This window comes from Geodermatophilus sp. DSM 45219 (genome assembly GCF_900104025.1).
GTDB lineage: Bacteria > Actinomycetota > Actinomycetes > Mycobacteriales > Geodermatophilaceae > Geodermatophilus.
This window is the reverse complement of the sequence record NZ_FNIQ01000007.1, coordinates 112,267-126,869: the sequence shown is the minus strand read 5'-3', so window position 1 is coordinate 126,869 and position 14,603 is coordinate 112,267. Positions and strand designations below refer to the sequence as shown.

The 14,603-nt window shown below is 74.5% G+C and carries 13 protein-coding genes; 12 read left to right on the top strand and 1 reads right to left on the bottom strand.

Features of this window, described 5'->3' with window-relative positions; translation table 11 throughout:
* Window positions 1-80: 80 nt before the first annotated feature.
* Window positions 81-1,121, top strand: a complete 1,041-nt coding sequence (locus BLR12_RS20875) for a hypothetical protein (RefSeq protein WP_218120775.1) — start codon at window positions 81-83, stop codon at window positions 1,119-1,121.
* Window positions 1,122-1,195: 74 nt separating this feature from the next.
* On the opposite strand, the gene BLR12_RS20870 is transcribed toward BLR12_RS20875, so the two are convergent.
* Window positions 1,196-1,747, bottom strand: a complete 552-nt coding sequence (locus BLR12_RS20870) for a transcriptional regulator BldD (protein ID WP_091217936.1) — start codon at window positions 1,745-1,747, stop codon at window positions 1,196-1,198.
* 218 nt (window positions 1,748-1,965) lie between these two features.
* Between BLR12_RS20870 and pyrR the strand changes: the two genes are divergently transcribed.
* The 11 genes from pyrR to coaBC all read left to right on the top strand — a co-directional run bounded on the left by pyrR (window position 1,966) and on the right by coaBC (window position 14,548).
* Window positions 1,966-2,541: a bifunctional pyr operon transcriptional regulator/uracil phosphoribosyltransferase PyrR gene (gene pyrR, locus BLR12_RS20865; protein WP_091382153.1), complete on the top strand. Its 576-nt coding sequence runs from the start codon at window positions 1,966-1,968 to the stop codon at window positions 2,539-2,541.
* Window positions 2,538-3,458, top strand: coding sequence for an aspartate carbamoyltransferase catalytic subunit (locus BLR12_RS20860; protein WP_091382151.1), 921 nt, complete (start codon window positions 2,538-2,540; stop codon window positions 3,456-3,458). Before pyrR ends, BLR12_RS20860 begins: the two co-directional genes overlap by 4 nt.
* The gene (locus tag BLR12_RS20855) at window positions 3,455-4,741 is read left to right on the top strand and encodes a dihydroorotase (protein WP_091382150.1); all 1,287 of its coding nucleotides are present in this window, start codon (window positions 3,455-3,457) and stop codon (window positions 4,739-4,741) included. Before BLR12_RS20860 ends, BLR12_RS20855 begins: the two co-directional genes overlap by 4 nt.
* A 76-nt stretch (window positions 4,742-4,817) precedes the next feature.
* Complete coding sequence (gene carA, locus BLR12_RS20850) at window positions 4,818-5,984, top strand: glutamine-hydrolyzing carbamoyl-phosphate synthase small subunit (RefSeq protein ID WP_091382148.1); 1,167 nt, start codon at window positions 4,818-4,820, stop codon at window positions 5,982-5,984.
* Entirely contained in the window at window positions 5,984-9,277 is a 3,294-nt protein-coding gene (carB, locus tag BLR12_RS20845) for a carbamoyl-phosphate synthase large subunit (RefSeq protein WP_091382146.1), read from the top strand. Before carA ends, carB begins: the two co-directional genes overlap by 1 nt.
* A 41-nt stretch (window positions 9,278-9,318) precedes the next feature.
* Window positions 9,319-10,656 (top strand): beta/alpha barrel domain-containing protein, encoded by a 1,338-nt coding sequence (locus BLR12_RS20840; protein WP_255363678.1) that lies wholly within the window; start codon window positions 9,319-9,321, stop codon window positions 10,654-10,656.
* Window positions 10,653-11,483 (top strand): orotidine-5'-phosphate decarboxylase, encoded by an 831-nt coding sequence (pyrF, locus tag BLR12_RS20835; protein ID WP_091382145.1) that lies wholly within the window; start codon window positions 10,653-10,655, stop codon window positions 11,481-11,483. Before BLR12_RS20840 ends, pyrF begins: the two co-directional genes overlap by 4 nt.
* Window positions 11,484-11,834: 351 nt before the next feature.
* Entirely contained in the window at window positions 11,835-12,185 is a 351-nt protein-coding gene (gene mihF, locus BLR12_RS20830) for an integration host factor, actinobacterial type (RefSeq protein WP_091217915.1), read from the top strand.
* A gap of 40 nt (window positions 12,186-12,225) precedes the next feature.
* A complete protein-coding gene (gmk, locus tag BLR12_RS20825; RefSeq protein ID WP_091382143.1) occupies window positions 12,226-12,873 on the top strand; it encodes a guanylate kinase in 648 nt (215 codons plus the stop codon).
* A gap of 15 nt (window positions 12,874-12,888) precedes the next feature.
* Window positions 12,889-13,152 (top strand): DNA-directed RNA polymerase subunit omega, encoded by a 264-nt coding sequence (gene rpoZ / locus BLR12_RS20820; RefSeq protein ID WP_012949163.1) that lies wholly within the window; start codon window positions 12,889-12,891, stop codon window positions 13,150-13,152.
* A 184-nt stretch (window positions 13,153-13,336) separates the two neighbouring features.
* The gene (gene coaBC, locus BLR12_RS20815) at window positions 13,337-14,548 is read left to right on the top strand and encodes a bifunctional phosphopantothenoylcysteine decarboxylase/phosphopantothenate--cysteine ligase CoaBC (RefSeq protein ID WP_091382142.1); all 1,212 of its coding nucleotides are present in this window, start codon (window positions 13,337-13,339) and stop codon (window positions 14,546-14,548) included.
* The last annotated feature ends 55 nt before the right edge of the window (window positions 14,549-14,603 follow it).

The following is a 14,603-nucleotide window of genomic DNA, read 5'->3' as shown; positions in this document are numbered from 1 at the left end:
CGTCGTACGACCATCGGCCACTGGCCGGGCTTTCTTCGTGATCACCAGGGTGAGCGGGCATCCCGACCCCTGGAGGACAGATGAGAACACCCGTACCCGCACGGCGCCGCTGGCGCGCCGCCGTCATGACCCTCGCGCTCGCGGTCCCGCTGCTGGCGCTGACCTCGCCGGCCCAGGCCGCGTCGTCCAAGGCGTGCGAGGGCGGCGGCTACCGGCTGGTGGACCTCGACAGCCAGCGCGTGGTGGCCCGGGCCAGTGAGCGGGAGACGGTCACGACGGTGCCGGCCGCGAGCCTCGGCAGCCGGATCCTGGTGCAGGGCCGCTACAACCAGTACGTCGTGCGGACGAGCGACTTCGCGCTCTTCGACTACGCCTTCACCGGGGCAGCCAACCGGCTGGACATGACCGGCGGCCGGTTCACCCCGGTCTTCGCCAGCAAGGTGCCCGACCACCGCGGCCTGACCCTGGCCGGGGACCTCACGGTGACGCTCGAGGAGGAGGACCTGGTCGTGCAGCGGGCGGGCGCCGGGGTGTCGGTGAAGATCCAGTCGAAGGACTGCGCGCAGGGCGGCATCTTCCAGATGGAGCCCGAGCGGGCCGACGGGACGCGGACCCGCATCGTGCACACCCTCGCCACCGGCGGGGGCGCGGTGGCCCCGTTCTACTTCGACAACCCGAACTTCCGCGCCCGGGCCGGCCAGTTCCTCGGCTCGGCCTGCACCAGCGCGGAGACCGGCCCGCCGAGCCGCTTCTGCGTCCAGGTCTCCCCGCGGGTCAACATCGGCAACGACGCCTCGCCGCGCTTCGTCGCGCGAGACAGCGCCCAGGTCGCCGAACGGGTCGACCAGCCCGACTGCGGAGCCGCGGTCGCCCCGGACGTCGACCACTGCGGGCGGGTGTCGGTGTGGGACGTGGCCAGCGGCGGTCGGATGGGCTTCGTCACCGGTGAGGACGCCGTCGAGGTGGCCAACCCGCCCACCGAGTGCGTCTCGGACTGCCAGGCGCAGAACCAGGTCCGCGGCCGGCTCGCCGTCCTCGGGCACCCGTTCCCGGTCCCGGCCGACAGCCGGCTGACCCCGCCGGTGTCCTCGCTGCCGCTGCCGGCGCTCACCGCCCCCTGACCCGGGGCGTCCGCTGGACACCGAGGGCCCACTCCGATCGTCGGAGTGGGCCCTCGGCGTTCACTGCTCGATGCTCAGCGGGGAGTGCGGCGGCGCTCCCAGTTCGGGTTGACCTCGTCCTCGTCCTCGTCGCCGCCGAACCCGACGACGCTCTCCATGCCGGGGGAGAGGACGCCCCACTCGATGAGCCGGCTGGTCAGCTCGTCGGGGCTCATGTCGTAGATGATCGCCAGCGACTTGAGGTCCTCGGCCCGGATGGAGAGGACCTTGCCGTTGTAGTCGTGCCGCTGCGCCTGGATCGTGGAGGCGTAGCGGGCCAGCGGACCGGCCTCGTCGGCGGGCAGCGAGCCCAGCGACTCGAGGTTCAGCACGATCTTCGTCGTCGAGGTGACCGCCGAGCTCGGCCGCGGGTCGGGCAGCAGTTCGGAGACCGGCACGCCGTAGAAGACGGCGAGCTCGGAGAGCCGCTGCACCGTCACCGCCCGGTCGCCGCGCTCGTACGAGCCGACGACCACTGCCTTCCAGCGGCCGTGCGACTTGTCCTCGACTCCCTGGAGCGAGAGTCCCTGCTGGTTGCGGATGGCGCGGAGCCGGGCACCGAGGGCCCGCGAGTAGTCGGTGCTCATCGCTTCCTGCTCACTGTCCGTCGTCGTGGAGGGGGTGTCGTCACGGAGCGTACTGGTCGAGCGGGTCCGAGGACACCGGGACACTCCTCCGGGTCACAGGGGCCCCGATCGTGCCGCCTCCCGGCGCGGCGCGGGTCACACCGCTGCGTGCAGTACCGTCGTCGCCGGTCCGACCACTCCTTTAACGACCCGTCCCGTGAGGCGGGGAAGGAGGCCTGATGGCCAGCACGACCGAGCCTGCCCACGACGGCGCACCGTCGCCGTCCGCAGTCCTCTCCGCCGCCGACGTCGCCCGCGTGGTCGACCGGATGGCCCACCAGATCATCGAGAAGTGCGCCGGGGCGGACGTCGTCCTCGTCGGGATCCCGACCCGCGGCGCCCCGCTGGCCCGCCGGCTGGCCGGCCGCGTCGAGGCGTTCTCCGGCAGCCCGGTCGACGTCGGCACCGTCGACATCACCCTCTACCGCGACGACCTGCGGATGCGCGGCGTCCGCGCGCTGGAGGACACCGTGCTGCCCGAGGCCGGCATCGACGGCCGGCTGGTGGTGCTGGTCGACGACGTCCTGTACTCCGGCCGGTCGGTGCGCGCCGCGCTGGACGCGCTGCGGGACGTCGGCCGGCCGCGGGCGGTGCAGCTGGCGGTGCTGGTCGACCGCGGCCACCGCGAGCTGCCGATCCGCGCCGACTACGTGGGCAAGAACCTGCCGACGTCCCGCAGCCAGCAGGTGAAGGTGCACCTCGCCGAGACCGACGGCGCGGACGAGGTGCTCGTGATCGAGGAGGGGAGCCGGTGAAGCGGCACCTGCTGGAGGCCGCCGACCTGGACCGCGCCGACGCGACCCTGGTGCTCGACACCGCCGCGCAGATCGACCAGGCGCTGGCCGGCCGCGAGGTGAAGAAGCTGCCCACCCTCCGCGGCCGGACGGTGGTCAACCTCTTCTACGAGGACTCCACCCGCACCCGGATCTCCTTCGAGCTGGCGGCCAAGCGCCTCTCCGCCGACGTCCTCAACTTCTCGGCCAAGGGCAGCAGCGTCTCCAAGGGCGAGAGCCTCAAGGACACCGCGCTGACGCTGGAGGCGATGGGCTCCGACGCGATCGTCGTCCGGCACCCGGCCTCCGGCGCCCCGCACCGGCTGGCCAACTGGGTGCGCGGCAGCGTGGTCAACGCCGGCGACGGCACCCACGAGCACCCGACGCAGGCGCTGCTGGACGCCTACACGATCCGGCAGCGGCTGGGTCGGCTCGAGGGCGTGCGGGTCGCCGTCGTCGGCGACGTGCTGCACAGCCGGGTGGCCCGCTCCAACGTGCGGCTGCTGCACACCCTCGGCGCCGAGGTCACCCTGGTCGCGCCGCCGACGCTGCTGCCGGTCGGCGTGGGCAGCTGGCCGGCGGAGGTGTCCTACGACCTGGACGCCGTGCTGCCCAAGTCCGACGTGGTGATGATGCTGCGGGTCCAGGCCGAGCGGATGAACGCCTCGTTCTTCCCGAGCGCGCGGGAGTACAGCCGCCGCTACGGCCTCGACGCGCGCCGGATGGCGGCCCTGGGCGACGACGCGATCGTCATGCACCCGGGCCCGATGAACCGCGGGATGGAGATCGCCGCCGAGGTGGCCGACTCCGCCCGCTCCACGATCGTCGAGCAGGTCGGCAACGGGGTCTCCGTGCGCATGGCCGTGCTCTACCTGCTGCTGGGAGGAGCGCCCTCGTGAGCGTGTTGATCAAGGGCGCCCGCCCCTACGGCGAGGACGTCGCCGACATCCTGCTGCAGGACGGCCGGATCGCCGCGATCGGCGACTCCCTGTCGGTCCCCGGCGCCGACGTCGTCGACGCCGCCGGGCTGGTCGCGCTGCCCGGCCTGGTCGACCTGCACACCCACCTGCGCGAGCCGGGCCGGGAGGACGCCGAGACCGTCGAGACCGGCAGCCGCGCGGCGGCCCTCGGCGGCTACACCGCGGTGCACGCCATGGCCAACACCGACCCGGTCGCCGACACCGCCGGCGTGGTCGAGCAGGTGTGGCGGCTGGGCCAGGAGGCCGGCCTGGTGGACGTCGTCCCGGTGGGGGCGGTGACCGTCGGCCTCGCCGGCGAGCGCCTCGCGGAGCTCGGTGCGATGGCCGACTCCGCCGCCCGCGTGCGGGTGTTCTCCGACGACGGGCACTGCGTCGCCGACCCCGCGCTGATGCGCCGGGCGCTGGAGTACGTCAAGGCGCTGGACGGCGTCGTCGCCCAGCACGCCGAGGAGCCGCGGCTCACCGTCGGCGCGCAGATGCACGAGGGCGACCGCTCGGCCCGCCTGGGCCTGACCGGCTGGCCGGCCGCCGCGGAGGAGGCGATCATCGCCCGCGACGTGCTGCTCGCCGGGCACGTCGGCGCGCGGCTGCACGTCTGCCACGTCTCCACGGCGGGCTCGGTGGAGATCCTGCGGTGGGCGAAGTCGCGCGGGGTCCAGGTGACCGCCGAGGTCACCCCGCACCACCTGCTGCTCACCGACGAGTGCGCCGAGGGCTACGACCCGCTGTTCAAGGTCAACCCACCGCTGCGCACCGACGCCGACGTCGAGGCCCTGCGCGCCGGTCTCGCCGAGGGCGTGATCGACGCGGTCGCCACCGACCACGCGCCGCACGCCGTCGAGGACAAGGAGACCGAGTGGGCCAGCGCCCGCCCCGGGATGCTCGGCCTGGAGCAGGCGCTGTCGGTGGTCGTCGCGACGATGGTCGACACCGGCCTGCTCGACTGGCGCGGGGTCGCCGACCGGATGTCGGCCCGCCCGGCGGCCATCGGACGACTGGACGGGCACGGCCGGGCGCTGGCTCCGGGCGAGCCCGCCAACCTGCTGCTGCTGGACCCCGGCACGCGCGCGGTCGTCGACCCCGCCGCGCTGGCCAGCCGCAGCCGCAACAGCCCCTATGCCGGTCGGGAGCTGCCCGGCCGGGTGGTGGCGACGTTCCTGCGGGGCGTCCCCACCGTGCTCGACGGAAAGGCGACCCGGTGAGGCGACAAGGAGTGAGCATCGCAGCGAGCGCTGCGAGCGAGGAGCGGAGCGACCGCGGAGCCGAACGGGGGGCGCAGTGAGTGAGGCGCTGCTCGTCCTGGAGGACGGGCGCACGTTCCGCGGCGAGGCCTACGGCGCGGTCGGGACGACGCTGGGCGAGGCGGTGTTCGCCACCGGGATGACCGGCTACCAGGAGACGCTGACCGACCCCAGCTACGCCCGCCAGATCGTGGTCATGACCGCCCCGCACATCGGCAACACCGGCGTGAACGGCGAGGACGACGAGAGCCGCCGCATGTGGGTGGCCGGCTTCGTCGTCCGCGACCCCGCCCGCCGCCCGGCCAACTGGCGGGCCACCGGCAGCCTGGACGACGAGCTGGCCGGTCAGGGCGTCGTCGGCATCAGCGGCATCGACACCCGCGCGCTGACCCGGCACCTGCGCGACCGCGGCGCCATGCGCGCGGGCATCAGCAGCGAGGGCCTGTCGGCCGACGAGCTGCTGACCCGCGTGCGCGCCTCGGAGAGCATGACCGGTGCGGACCTCGCGCCCGCCGTCACCGCCAACGACCCCTACGTCGTCCCGGCGGTGGGGGAGCGGCGGTTCACCATCGCCGCGCTCGACCTCGGCATCAAGACCGCCACCCCACGGCACCTGGCCGAGCTCGGCGTGGAGACCCACGTGCTGCCGGCGACCGCGACCGCGGCGGACCTGCTGGAGCACGGCCCCGACGGCGTCTTCCTCTCCAACGGCCCGGGCGACCCGGCCGCCGCCGACTACGCGGTGGAGGCGGTGCGCGGGGTCCTCGACGCCCGCCGTCCGCTGTTCGGCATCTGCTTCGGCAACCAGATCCTCGGCCGGGCGCTGGGCCTGGGCACCTACAAGCTGCGCTTCGGCCACCGGGGTCTCAACCAGCCGGTGCTCGACCGGGTCAGCGGCACCGTGCGGGTCACCAGCCACAACCACGGCTTCGCCGTCGACGCCCCGCTCGACCGGCCGACCGACACCCCCTACGGGCAGGTCGAGGTCAGCCACGTGGGCCTCAACGACGACGTCGTGGAGGGCCTGCGCCTGCTGGAGGCGCCGGCGTTCAGCGTGCAGTTCCACCCCGAGTCCGCCGCCGGCCCGCACGACGCCGCGCCGCTGTTCCAGCGGTTCGTCGACCTCATGGAGTCCGCCCGCGAGGGCAGGGACGCGGTCAGCCCGCCCACCACGGTGCAGCAGAGCACGGGGGAGGAGAACTGATGCCCAGGCGCACCGACATCCAGCACGTGATGGTGATCGGCTCCGGGCCGATCCTCATCGGCCAGGCCGCCGAGTTCGACTACTCCGGCACCCAGGCCTGCCGGGTGCTCAAGGCCGAGGGGCTGCGGGTCAGCCTGGTCAACAGCAACCCGGCGACGATCATGACCGACCCGGACATCGCCGACGCCACCTACGTGGAGCCGCTGACGCCGGAGTTCGTCGAGAAGGTGATCGCCAAGGAGCGCCCCGACGCGCTGCTGGCCACCCTCGGCGGGCAGACCGCGCTCAACATCGCGATCGGCCTGTTCGAGAACGGCGTGCTGGACAAGTACGGCGTCCGGCTGATCGGCGCGGACGTCGACGCGATCAACCGCGGCGAGGACCGGCAGATGTTCAAGGACATCGTCCGCTCCATCGGCGCCGACGCCCCGCGCTCGCGGGTCTGCGCGAGCGTCGACGAGGCGCTGGAGACCGCCGCCGAGGTCGGCTACCCGGTGGTCATCCGGCCCAGCTTCACCATGGGCGGCCTCGGCTCCGGCATCGCCACCGACGAGCCGATGCTGCGGCGCATGGCCGGGCACGGCCTGGCCGACTCCCCGGTGCACACGGTCCTCATCGAGGAGTCGGTGCTCGGCTGGAAGGAGTACGAGCTGGAGCTGATGCGCGACCGCAGCGACAACGTCGTCGTCGTCTGCTCGATCGAGAACATCGACGCGATGGGCGTGCACACCGGCGACTCGGTGACCGTCGCCCCGGCGATGACGCTCACCGACCGCGAGTACCAGCGGATGCGCGACGTCGGCATCGCGGTGCTGCGCGAGGTGGGTGTCGACACCGGCGGCTGCAACATCCAGTTCGCCGTCCACCCCGGGACCGGCCGGCTGGTCGTGATCGAGATGAACCCGCGGGTGTCGCGGTCGAGCGCGCTGGCGTCCAAGGCCACCGGCTTCCCGATCGCCAAGATCGCCGCGAAGCTCGCCATCGGATACACCCTCGACGAGATCACCAACGACATCACCGGCGAGACCCCGGCCGCGTTCGAGCCGACGCTGGACTACGTGGTGGTGAAGATCCCGCGGTTCGCCTTCGAGAAGTTCCCCGGCGCCGACCCGCGGCTGACCACGACGATGAAGAGCGTCGGCGAGGTCATGGCGATGGGCCGCAACTTCCCCGAGGCGCTCGGCAAGGCGATGCGGTCCACCGAGACGAAGGTGGCCGGGTTCTGGACCGGTCCGGACGACGAGCGGTCGGCCGCCGAGCTGCTGGAGGCGCTGCGCACCCCGGTCGACGGGCGGCTCTACGTTGCGGAGGCCGCGCTGCGCGCCGGGGCGACCGTCGAGCAGGTCGCCGGGGCCAGCGGCTTCGACCCGTGGTTCGTCGACCAGCTGGCCCTGATCGGGGAGGTCGGCGCCGAGGTCCGCGACGCGCCGTCCCTCACCGCGGAGCTGCTGCGCCGGGCCAAGCGGCACGGCCTGTCCGACCGGCAGGTCGCTGCGCTGCGGCCCGAGCTGGCCGGGGAGGACGGCGTCCGCACGCTGCGCCGGCGCCTCGGCGTCCGGCCGGTCTACAAGACCGTCGACACCTGCGCCGCCGAGTTCGCCGCCCGCACGCCTTACCACTACTCCTCCTACGACGAGGAGACCGAGGTCGAGCCGCGGGAGAAGCCGGCCGTGCTGATCCTGGGCTCGGGTCCCAACCGGATCGGGCAGGGCATCGAGTTCGACTACTCCTGCGTGCACGCCGTCATGGCGCTGCAGGACGCCGGCTACGAGGCGGTGATGGTCAACTGCAACCCCGAGACGGTCTCCACCGACTACGACACCGCCGACCGGCTGTACTTCGAGCCGCTGACCTTCGAGGACGTCCTCGAGGTGGTCGAGGCCGAGCGCGCGGCCGGCCCGGTCGCCGGCGTCATCTGCACCCTCGGCGGGCAGACCCCGCTGGGCCTCGCGCAGCGGCTCAAGGACGCCGGCGTCCCGGTGCTGGGCACCTCCCCGGAGGCCATCGACGACGCCGAGGACCGCGGGGCGTTCTCCCGCGTCCTCGCCGACACCGGGTTGCTCGCGCCCAAGCACGGCATGGCCACCACGTTCCCCGAGGCGCGGGAGATCGCCGCCGGCATCGGCTACCCGGTGCTGGTCCGCCCGTCCTACGTCCTGGGCGGCCGCGGGATGGAGATCGTCTACGACGACGCCACCCTCGAGGCCTACATCGCCAAGGCGACCGACGTCAGCGCCGCCCACCCGGTGCTGGTCGACCGGTTCCTGGAGGACGCCGTCGAGATCGACGTGGACGCCCTCTACGACGGCACCGACCTCTACCTCGGCGGGGTCATGGAGCACATCGAGGAGGCCGGCATCCACTCCGGCGACTCCGCGTGCGCGCTGCCGCCGATCACGCTGGGTTCGGCGGACCTGCTGAAGATCCGCGCGGCGACCGAGAAGCTCGCCGCCCGCATCGGCGTCCGCGGGCTGATGAACGTCCAGTACGCGATCAAGGACGACATCCTCTACGTCATCGAGGCCAACCCCCGGGCCAGCCGCACGGTGCCGTTCGTCTCCAAGGCGACCGCCGTGCAGCTGGCCAAGGCGGCCGCCCGGATCGCGGTGGGGGAGACGATCGCCTCGCTCCGCGCGGCCGGGGTGCTGCCCGCGAACGGTGACGGCACCGACCTGCCCGAGCACGCGCCGATCGCGGTCAAGGAGGCGGTGCTGCCCTTCCACCGGTTCCGCACCGTGGAGGGCCACGGCGTCGACACCGTGCTCTCGCCGGAGATGAAGTCGACCGGTGAGGTCATGGGCCTCGACGCGGAGTTCGGCACCGCCTTCGCCAAGTCGCAGGCGGCCGCCTACGGCTCGCTGCCGACCGCGGGGACGGTCTTCGTCTCCCTGGCCAACCGCGACAAGCGCTCGGCGGTCTTCCCCGTCAAGCGGCTGGCCGACCTCGGCTTCCGGGTCCTCGCGACCGCCGGCACCGCGCAGGTGCTGCGCCGCAACGGTGTCGCCGCCGAGGTGGTCGGAAAGTTCAGCGAGGGGCCGGGCAACGTCGTGGAGCGCATCCTGGCCGGCGAGGTCGACATCGTCGTCAACACGCCCTTCGGGTCGCCCGGCAACAGCGGGCCCCGCCTGGACGGCTACGAGATCCGCACCGCCGCCGTCGCCGCCGGGATCCCGTGCATCACGACGGTGCAGGGCATGGCCGCGGCCGTGCAGGGCATCGAGGCGCTGCGCGGCGGCGACATCGGCGTCCGCAGCCTGCAGGAGGTCCACGCGGCGCTGGCCGCCCGCCCGTGAGCAGCCTGGCGCGTGCGGGGGGCACCGGCACGGTCGGCCGGGTGCGGGACGAGCTGGCGCGCCGTGGGCAGGTCGATGACCTGCCCACGGCGTTCCTCGCCGGGGTGACCCGGTTCGGGCGGCCGCCGCAGGCCGAGCTCGACGCGCTGGCCGCGGCGGCCGAGGGGCTGGCCCGCCGGCTGGCCACGGACGACGTGGCGGACGACGACCTGCCGCTGCTCACCCGGGTGCTGTTCCTCTCCGGCGCCGCGGACGTGCTCGCCGAGGCGGGTGTGCTCACCCCGGCCTACGACGTGCTGGGCTCCTACCGGGACAACATCGACCGCCCGCTCGGCCCCCGGCTGGCCGAGCGCCCGGTGGCCGGGGGACGGCGCTGGCGGGTGCTCGGCCGCGACGTGGGCCTGCCGATCGGGATCCCGGCGTGCGTGCTCAACGGCGGGGAGGCGTGGGTGCGGCACAACGCCGGCAACGGCTGGAACGTGCTGACCTACAAGACCGTCCGCAGCCGCGCGCACGCGCCCAACGACCGGCCCAACTGGGTGTTCGCGGCCCGGGAGACGCGCAGCCTGCCCGCGGGTGCGGCCGCCGACGTCACCGCCGACCCGTGGGACTGGGTGCCGCCCGGCTCGGCCGACGTCAGCACGGTCAACTCCTTCGGCGTCCCCTCCCCGGCCCCCGGGGAGTGGATGCCCGACCTCGAGCGCTCGCTGGCCGCCGTGGGCGAGGACCAGCTGCTGCTGGTCAGCGTGATGGGGGAGGGCGACGGCACCGCCCTGGTCGAGGACTTCGCCCGCACCGCGCGGCTGGCCGAGGAGGCCGGCGGCACCGTCGTCGAGCTGAACCTGTCCTGCCCCAACACGCTCAGCCCCTCGGCCGCTGCCGGGGTCAAGCCGCCGCTGTGCCTGGACGCCGACGCCACCGTCGCCGTGGTCGAGGGCGTGCGCCGCGCGCTGGACGACCGCACCGGGCTGGTCGCCAAGCTCTCCTGGCTCGACGAGGCCCGGCTGGCCGCGCTGGTGCCCCGGTTGGCGCCGCTGGTCGACGGGATCGCGGGCATCAACACGCTGCAGAGCCGGGTGCGCCGCAGCGACGGCGAGCCGACCTTCCCCGGCCGCGAGCTCGCCGGGCTGTCGGGCGTCGCGGTGCGCGACTCGGCCCTCGACCTCACCCGCCGGCTGGTCGCGCTCCGCGAGGCGGGCGGACGGCACTTCGACGTCCTGGCGATGGGCGGGGTCACCGACCCGGCCTCGTTCGAGGCGCTGTTCGCGGCCGGCGCCGACGCGGTGCAGTCGGCTTCCGGGGCGTTCGCCGACCCGCACCTGGCCCGGGACTGCGTCGCCGCGCTGGGGGAGACGCTGCCCCGGGCGGTGACGCGGTGACCGCGCCGTTCGGGCAGCGTCTCGCCGACGCCGTCGCCGCCCGCGGGCCACTGTGCGTGGGCATCGACCCGCACGTGCCGCTGCTGGCGCGCTGGGGCCTGCCCGACAGCCCCGCGGGCCTGGCGCGCTTCACCGACACCGTCGTCGACGCCCTGGCCGGCACCGTCGCCGTCCTCAAGCCGCAGCTGGCCTTCTACGAGCGGCACGGCTCCCGCGGGCTGGCGGTGCTGGAGGACGCCGTCGCCCGCGCCCGGGCGGCCGGTGCGCTGGTGCTGCTCGACGCCAAGCGCGGCGACATCGGATCGACGATGGACGCCTACGCCGACGTGCTGCGCCCGGACCACCCGATGGCCGCCGACGCGCTCACCGTGAGCCCCTACCTGGGCACGGGGGCGCTGCAGCCGGCCGTCGACACCGCCCGGGCGCACGGTGGCGGGCTGTTCGTGCTGGCCCGCACCTCCAACCCCGACGCCGGGACGCTGCAGCACGCGCTGGTGGGCGGGCCGCCGTCCGGCCCGGGCAGGAGCGTGGCCCAGGTCGTGGTCGACACCGTCCGCGGCTGGAACGCCGACGACGGCTCCGGCTCCTTCGGCGTCGTCGTCGGGGCGACCCTGCCGGAGCTCGACGTGGACCTGGCCGGACTCGGTGGCCCGGTGCTCGCACCGGGCCTGGGTGCGCAGGGCGGCTCGGTCGCCGACCTGCGCCGGCTCTTCGGACGCGACACCGCCGTCGTGCCCACCGTCTCCCGGGACGTGCTCGCCGCCGGGCCCGACCCGGCCGGGCTGCGGGACGCCGCCGCGCGCTGGGCCGCGGCCCTCGCCGGGTGACGGGGCCGGGCCGGCAGAACCGGCCGGTCCGGCCGCTCACCAGCGGGTTTCCTCCCGGCCCTGGCGTGTCGCCCGCGGCGTGTCGGCACGGGTCCGTCCGATACCCCGACGTACGAGGACGGGGCGCAGCAGCCGCTGACCTGCGGCGATGACCGCGCGTGACGGGAGTGCTCGACGCAGAGTCGGGACGCCCTCACCGAAAGCCGGGAACCCGGGGTTCAAGCGGGCGTGACCTGCGCATATGTCGGGAGCTAGGTTGACCGACAGGCTCAGCAGTGAGTCCTGCCCCCGACACAGCCCGAGCCCCCGCCGGTCGATCCGATGACCGGCGACGACAGATTGGGTCGCACCATGCCCCTCCCTGACCTGTCCCCCGAACAGCGCGCCGCGGCCCTCGAGAAGGCGGCGGCCGCCCGAAAGGCCCGAGCCGAGCTGCGCGAGCGGCTCAAGAGCAAGGGCGCCACGGTCGGTGACGTCCTGCGCCAGGGCGAGACCGACGAGGTGATCGGCAAGATGCGCGTCTCCGCGGTGCTGGAGTCCCTGCCCGGCGTGGGCAAGGCCCGGGCTGCGAAGATCATGGAGCGGCTCGAGATCTCCCCGACCCGCCGGGTGCGCGGTCTGGGTGCCAACCAGCGGCGGGCCCTCGAGACGGAGTTCGGCGGCGAGAAGGTCGCCGCCGAGCAGGTACCCGTCGAGGGCTGACCCGCAGGACCAGGCACCCGGAGGTCGAGGACGACGACGAGTGGCACCTGCTGCCGAGGAGCACCCCCCGGCTCGGCTGACCGTGCTCTCCGGACCCTCCGGGGTCGGCAAGGGCACGGTCGTGGCGGAGGTCCGGCGCCGGCACCCGGAGGTCTGGGTGTCGGTGTCGGTCACCACCCGCGCCCGCCGTCCCGGTGAGGTCGACGGGGTGCACTACCACTTCGTCGGTGACGCCGAGTTCGACCGGCTGATCGCCGAGGACGGCCTGCTCGAGTGGGCCGAGTACGCCGGCAACCGCTACGGCACGCCGGTGGCCCCGGTGCGCGCCCGCCTGGCCGCCGGTGCCCCGGCGCTGCTGGAGATCGAGCTGCAGGGCGCCCGGCAGGTCCGCGGGCGCGATGCCGAGGCCCAGCTGGTGTTCCTGGCCCCGCCCTCGTGGGGGGAGCTGGTGTCCCGGCTGGCCGGCCGGGGCTCCGAGCCGCCGGCGGTCCAGGAGCGCCGGCTGGCCATCGCGCAGGCCGAGCTGGACGCAGCGGGGGAGTTCGACGTGGTGGTCGTCAACGACGACGTGGCCCGCGCCGCCGACGAGTTGGTAGGATTGCTGACTGCGCCGTGGCCGGGCACCGCCCCGAGCAGCGACGCCCACGAGCAGCGGGCCATCGCATCGCCGCCCGCCGAACCGATCTGAGGAGCACGCCCGCCCGTGTCCGGAGTCGCACCCGCCCCCGAGGGCATCACCAACCCGCCGATCGACGAGCTGCTCGAGCGCACCAGCAGCAAGTACGGCCTGGTGATCTTCGCCGCCAAGCGCGCGCGCCAGATCAACGCCTACTACAGCCAGCTCTCCGAGGGCCTGCTGGAGTACGTCGGCCCGCTGGTCGACACCGCTCCGCAGGAGAAGCCGCTCTCCATCGCCCTGCGCGAGATCAACGAGGGCCTGCTCACCCACACCGCCGGCGAGAACTGAGGCCCCGTCCCGGGACCCGCCCTGAGCGTGCGGAGGGTGGGGAGGGCGGGGTCCTTCCGCCCGTCGCCCCCCACCGCTCGCACGCTCGCGGCGGGACCCTGCGACGGGGCCGTTCCGGCACCTCACGAGTGATGCCCCCGGCCTGCGCCGGGGGCATCGCCGTGTCTGCGGGAGGATGGACGGCATGAGCCGCATCGTGCTGGGGGTCGCCGGGGGCGTGGCCGCCTACAAGGCCGCCCTGCTGGTCCGCGCGTTCACCGAGGCCGGGCACGACGTCCGCGTCGTCCCCACGCCCGCGGCGCTGCACTTCGTGGGTGCGGCGACCTTCGAGGCGCTCTCGGGCAATCCCGTCACCACCGACGTCTGGAGCGACGTCGACGAGGTCGCGCACGTCCGGATCGGGCAGACCGCCGACCTCGTCGTCGTCGCACCGGCCACCGCCGACCTGCTCGCCCGCGCCGCGGCCGGGCGCGCCGACGACCTGCTGACCGCCAGCCTGCTCGCCGCACACTGCCCGGTGGTCTTCGCCCCGGCCATGCACACCGAGATGTGGCTGCACCCGGCCACGCAGGACAACGTGGCCACGCTGCGCCGGCGCGGCGCGGTCGTGCTCCCGCCCGCGGTCGGCCGGCTCACCGGCCCCGACTCCGGCCCCGGCCGGCTGCCCGAGCCGGCCGACATCGCGGCGCTGGCCTCGGTGGTGCTCGCCGCCGGGGCGGCCGCGCTCACCCCCGACCTGGCCGGCCGCCGGGTCGTGATCAGCGCCGGCGGCACCCGCGAGCCGCTGGACCCGGTCCGCTACCTCGGCAACCGCTCCTCGGGGAAGCAGGGCTGGGCGCTGGCCCGGGTGGCCGCGGCCCGCGGGGCCGAGGTGGTGCTGGTGGCGGCCAACGCCGAGCTGCCGGTGCCGTTCGGCGTCCGCGTCGTCCCGGTGGGCACGGCCGAGGAGCTGCGGACGGCGATGGTGGCGGAGTCGGGCGAGGCGGACGTCGTCGTGATGTCCGCCGCGGTCGCCGACTTCCGGCCGGCCTCGGTCGCGGCCACCAAGCTGAAGAAGGGCAGCGCCGCCGAACCCGACGCCGTCCCGCTGGTGCGCAACCCCGACGTCCTGGCCGAGCTGGTCGCCAAGCGCCCGGCCGGCCAGCTGGTCGTCGGGTTCGCCGCCGAGACCGGCGACGACGACGGCGACGTCCTCACCCACGCCCGGGCCAAGCTCGCCCGCAAGGGCTGCGACCTGCTCGTGGTCAACGACGTCTCGGGCGGCCGCGTGTTCGGCCGGGCCGACAACGCCGCCGTCGTCCTGTCCGCCGACGGCTCGGTGACCGAGCTGCCGGAGGGCAGCAAGGACGCCGTGGCCGCCGGGGTCTGGGACGTCGTCGCCCCCCGGCTGGGGTGAGCCCCGCCCGAGCCCGACACCCCGCAGGGCGCGCGCCGGTAACGTGCCACCCGAC

Coding starts and splice junctions, on each gene's coding strand:
- pyrR (WP_091382153.1), top strand. CDS start 1,966: ATGGCCAGCACGACCGAGCCTGCCCACGACGGCGCACCGTCGCCGTCC.
- BLR12_RS20870 (WP_091217936.1), bottom strand. CDS start 1,747: ATGAGCACCGACTACTCGCGGGCCCTCGGTGCCCGGCTCCGCGCCATC.
- BLR12_RS20875 (WP_218120775.1), top strand. CDS start 81: ATGAGAACACCCGTACCCGCACGGCGCCGCTGGCGCGCCGCCGTCATG.
- carB (WP_091382146.1), top strand. CDS start 5,984: ATGCCCAGGCGCACCGACATCCAGCACGTGATGGTGATCGGCTCCGGG.
- mihF (WP_091217915.1), top strand. CDS start 11,835: ATGCCCCTCCCTGACCTGTCCCCCGAACAGCGCGCCGCGGCCCTCGAG.
- coaBC (WP_091382142.1), top strand. CDS start 13,337: ATGAGCCGCATCGTGCTGGGGGTCGCCGGGGGCGTGGCCGCCTACAAG.